This window comes from Sphingomonas sanguinis NBRC 13937, assembly GCF_001591005.1.
GTDB classification, from domain to species: Bacteria; Pseudomonadota; Alphaproteobacteria; order Sphingomonadales; family Sphingomonadaceae; genus Sphingomonas; species Sphingomonas sanguinis.
In genome coordinates this window covers 1-3,657 of record NZ_BCTY01000095.1, presented here as the reverse complement: position 1 = coordinate 3,657, position 3,657 = coordinate 1, and the positions used below count along the sequence as shown (strand labels likewise).

At 67.9% G+C, this 3,657-nt stretch carries 6 protein-coding genes; 2 read left to right on the top strand and 4 right to left on the bottom strand.

All coding sequences use genetic code 11. The annotated features are described in order from the left end of the window. On the bottom strand, nucleotides 1-281 hold a 281-nt coding region (locus SSA01S_RS18605), incomplete at its 3' end, for an aldehyde dehydrogenase family protein (protein ID WP_156477960.1). 198 nt (nucleotides 282-479) lie between these two features. On the opposite strand from SSA01S_RS18605, the gene SSA01S_RS18600 reads away from it, so the two are divergent. Together SSA01S_RS18600 and SSA01S_RS18595 are read left to right on the top strand one after the other, a co-directional pair. Beyond that, nucleotides 480-1,517 carry a GAF domain-containing protein gene (locus SSA01S_RS18600; protein ID WP_061781584.1) on the top strand — a complete coding sequence of 346 codons (1,038 nt, stop codon included), beginning with the start codon at nucleotides 480-482 and terminating at the stop codon, nucleotides 1,515-1,517. An 83-nt stretch (nucleotides 1,518-1,600) separates the two neighbouring features. After that, nucleotides 1,601-2,137 carry a hypothetical protein gene (locus SSA01S_RS18595; protein ID WP_061781583.1) on the top strand — a complete coding sequence of 179 codons (537 nt, stop codon included), beginning with the start codon at nucleotides 1,601-1,603 and terminating at the stop codon, nucleotides 2,135-2,137. A 58-nt stretch (nucleotides 2,138-2,195) separates the two neighbouring features. On the opposite strand, the gene SSA01S_RS18590 is transcribed toward SSA01S_RS18595, so the two are convergent. The 3 genes from SSA01S_RS18590 to cydB form a co-directional block, all read right to left on the bottom strand. Further along, nucleotides 2,196-2,906, bottom strand: coding sequence for a Crp/Fnr family transcriptional regulator (locus SSA01S_RS18590; protein WP_061781582.1), 711 nt, complete (start codon nucleotides 2,904-2,906; stop codon nucleotides 2,196-2,198). Nucleotides 2,907-2,963: 57 nt separating this feature from the next. Further along, the gene (gene cydX, locus SSA01S_RS19345) at nucleotides 2,964-3,080 is read right to left on the bottom strand and encodes a cytochrome bd-I oxidase subunit CydX (RefSeq protein ID WP_028966425.1); all 117 of its coding nucleotides are present in this window, start codon (nucleotides 3,078-3,080) and stop codon (nucleotides 2,964-2,966) included. 14 nt (nucleotides 3,081-3,094) lie between these two features. Then, the coding region (cydB, locus tag SSA01S_RS18585) for a cytochrome d ubiquinol oxidase subunit II (RefSeq protein ID WP_082795193.1) at nucleotides 3,095-3,657 on the bottom strand (563 nt) is incomplete at its 5' end.

The window sequence follows — 3,657 nt, the reverse complement described above, 5'->3', positions numbered from 1 at the left end:
AAATGCTCCTCCATCCGGTCGGCGATGCGGTGCAGGATCAGCGCGCGTTCGGCGACGCTGGTGCGACCCCAGCCGTCCTTGGCCTTGTGTGCGGCATCCAGCGCCAGTTCGACATCGGCGGCCTGGCTGCGCGCGACCTGGCAGATGACCTGTCCGTCGATGGGGGATCGATTGTCGAACCAGCGCCCCTCGACCGGATCGACCCAGCGGCCGCCGATGAAATTGGCATAGCGCTGCTTGAACGGCGCTTTGCGCGCTTTGATGGCTTCCTGGATCGTCACGAACTCTCTCCTTGGTCTGTTATGACCCAAGGCTCTGCCCGTACCCGGACAAGGGCAAGGCGATCCGCGACGAAGTGTCGGCGATGTGGTGGACTTTCCGGGGCCGAGGCGTAGCATGTGTCGCACGGCGCGACGGAAGACGCGCGCCAGTGTCGCAATGTGCGACACACGAAGGATGTAGCGGAGAGGGATGCGGCGATGGACGGCGCCGGTATAGAGCAGGGGCGACGCGCCTATTTCGACGAGGGGCAATTGCCCCTCGAAACCGTGCGCCAGCCGGTGCTGCGATCCTGGTTGCGCTGCACCGACATGGGGTTGGCGCAGGGGCGGCTTCAGGGTGGCGGACCGCTGGCCGAAAGCGAACTCCATGCGTTGCGCCAGCGACGCGAGTCGTTGCGCCGCCTGTGTCGCCCGGAGCTAGAGATGCTGGCGGGCGAGGCGCGCGATACCGGCAGCGTTGTGATCCTGGCCGACGCGGACGGCATGATCCTCGACACGATCGGTGATACCGGCTTTCTGTCGCGTGCGGCGCAGGTGGCGCTCCGGCCCGGCGTCTCCTGGACCGAGGCGAGCACCGGCACCAACGCGATCGGCACCGCCATTGCCGAGCGTCGCCCGATCACCGTCCATGGCCCCGAGCATTTCTTCGCCGAACATGCGGTGCTGAGCTGCGCGGCGACCCCGATCCTCGACCCGCGCGGGGCGATCGTCGGCGCGCTCGACATTTCGGGACCATCGGCCAGCGGCCATGGCCATGCGCTGGGGCTGATTCGGCTGGCGGTCGACCAGATCGAGCATCGGTTGTTTCGCGACCGATTCGCCGATTGCCGCGTGCTGCGGATGCATGACGATGCCGCGATGCTGGGCACTGCGCGCGAGGGGATATTGGTGTTCCGCGACGAAAGGCTGGTCGCTGCCAATCGGCGCGGGCTTTCACTGGTCGGGCGCAGCTGGGAGGCGCTGGACGATGCGGCACTCGGCGAACTGGTGGACACGCGGGGGCCAGCGGCGCGGGGCCGATTGCGCCTGACCAACGGGGCGACCCTGATCGGCGGCTGGGATGCCGATGTTCGGGGTGGCGGCATCGAACTGTCCGTCGCGCGCCCGCTGGCCGACGAGCGGGCCGAGGCAATCGACGCGGCGCTGGCGACGCATGACGGCAATGTCTCGGCGGCGGCGCGGCAACTGGGCGTGCATCGCAGCACCATCCACCGGCATCTCGCCCGCCAGCACTGAGGGCTGCGGCACGGCGCTTTGACCATCGTCAATGTGGGGGCCAACACCCTTCGTCATCAGGGGGGCGAAGGAGAAGACTCGCGATGGATCGCAACCCGCTTCAAGGCAGCGTCGTGCCGTTCGCGCGGCGCTGGCACGTCATTCAGGAAATCGACCTGATCCGCCTGCTTCAGGAGCATCGTCGTCGGCTGGCGCTATGCGGGCAGGCGGAAGCGATGGCCGACGCCTTGCCCGATCGTCCCGACGCTCCGACCATGATGCAGTTCGGGCAGGCGCTGGAGGCGCTGGTGACGCGCGGCGAGCAGGCGGACGGCGTCTATCTGGAGGCAATGCTGTCCAACGGGCGGGCCGATCCGCTCACCGACACGCTCCTCGACCATGTCCGCCACCGGCATGAGGCAGATGCGGCGGCGGCGCGCGAACTGGTCGCAGCCTTTGTCGAGGCGGATGCCTTCGCCGCGCCCGAGACGCTGGGCCATATGCTGCGCAGCTTCTTCAACGGTTGTCGCCGCGCGGTCGATTTCGAGCAACTGGCCATCATCGCGCTCGCAGGACAGCGACTGACCCCGGAGGCGCGCGGCCTGCTGGTCGATGCGCTGGCGGAGAGCCTGGCGGCTTAGAGTCTGTTCCACTGACGTGGGCCGGTGCCGCCCTGATCCGGCTTTGCTGGATCAGGGCCTATGCCGCCTCGGCCCGTGCCATCAGCGCCTCGCGGTCGCTGATCGTGATGGCGCGGCCGCCGGGCAGGCCGATCACGCCGCTCTGCTTCATCCGGGTCAGCTGGCGGCTGACCGTCTCGATCGTCATGCCCAGCACATCGGCGATCTGGCCGCGTGTCAGCGGCAGGTCGAACGTCACCGGCCCGTCGCGGCTGGCCTGGCACCCGCTGGCCCCGGCCCGCGCCGTCATGTCGAGCAGGAAGCCCGCCAGCTTCTCCCCCGCCGACTTGCGCGCCAGCACCAGCATCCGCCCGCGCGCCTCGTTCAGCGATTCGAAGGTCCGCTGGAGCAACAGGCGCTCCATGCGCTGGTGATCCTCCAGCACCCGCTCGAAGGCGGCGCGGGGAAAGACGCACAGTTCGGCCTCGGTCAGTGCGGTCAGGGTGAAGTCGACATCGCCCGCATAGGGCTGTCCGAAGAAATCGGCCGGATAGAGCAGGCCGACCGTCTGCTCGCGGCCGTCCGCGGTGGCCGCGACCAGCTTCAGCACGCCGGACAACAGGTTGCCGCAGATCACCGCCTCGTCGCCCGCCCAGGCGATGGTCTGGCCGCGCGTGACATGGCGGCGCTGGCCGATGGTGTTCAGGGCGAGCAGTTCCCGGTCGTCCAGGCTGCCGCACAAGGCCCGGTCGCGCACTGCGCAATCGGCACAGATGTCGTTCGAGATCATGGCCTTGCCCTATAGCGCGGCCATGATCCCCTGTCGTTGGACGGATTGTCCTATCTGTCAGTGTCGTGGCGACACGTCATCCTCCTGCGGCAGATGGAATTCGTGCCAGATGCCGTTGAGGATGCCGAAGCCGATCGCCAGGCCAAGGCCCAGGACCCAGGAGAAATACCACATGGGTCGTTCCTTTCTCAGTAGAAGTCGGGATTGGTGCGCACCGCCTCCGCCGTCACCCGCCCGAACATCACCCGGTAAGCCCAGGCGGTGTAAGCGAGCACGATCGGCAGGAAGACGATGGTGACGAAGAGCATGATGCCAAGCGTCTTGTGCGTGGACGAGGCGTTCCACACCGTCAGGCTGCTATGCGCGTCGATGCTGGACGGCAGGATGAAGGGGAACATCGCGCAGCCGACGGTCGCGATGATCCCGGTCGCGGCCAGCGACGACCCGGCAAAGGCCAGCGCTTCGCGGCCGGAACGGATGCCGACCAGCGCCAGTGCGGCCCCGGCAAAGCCCAGCGCGGGCAGCGCCATCATCCACGGATAGGTCGCATAATTGTCGAGCCATGCGCCGCCCGCCGGTTCGGCCGTCATGCGCAAGGGATTGGACGGGCCGAGCGGATCGACCGCGCCGACGATCCGGTAGCCGATATCGCCCCATGCGACGAAGGCGAAGCCGACCCCGAACAACAGGATGGAGGCGATGGCCGCCAGCGTCCCGAACGCCCGCGCCCGGTCATGGACGGGACCATGCT

Excerpts from the sequence above, each read along its gene's own strand:
- cydX (WP_028966425.1), bottom strand. The coding sequence starts at position 3,080 with ATGTGGTATTTCTCCTGGGTCCTGGGCCTTGGCCTGGCGATCGGCTTC.
- SSA01S_RS18600 (WP_061781584.1), top strand. The coding sequence starts at position 480 with ATGGACGGCGCCGGTATAGAGCAGGGGCGACGCGCCTATTTCGACGAG.
- SSA01S_RS18590 (WP_061781582.1), bottom strand. The coding sequence starts at position 2,906 with ATGATCTCGAACGACATCTGTGCCGATTGCGCAGTGCGCGACCGGGCC.
- SSA01S_RS18595 (WP_061781583.1), top strand. The coding sequence starts at position 1,601 with ATGGATCGCAACCCGCTTCAAGGCAGCGTCGTGCCGTTCGCGCGGCGC.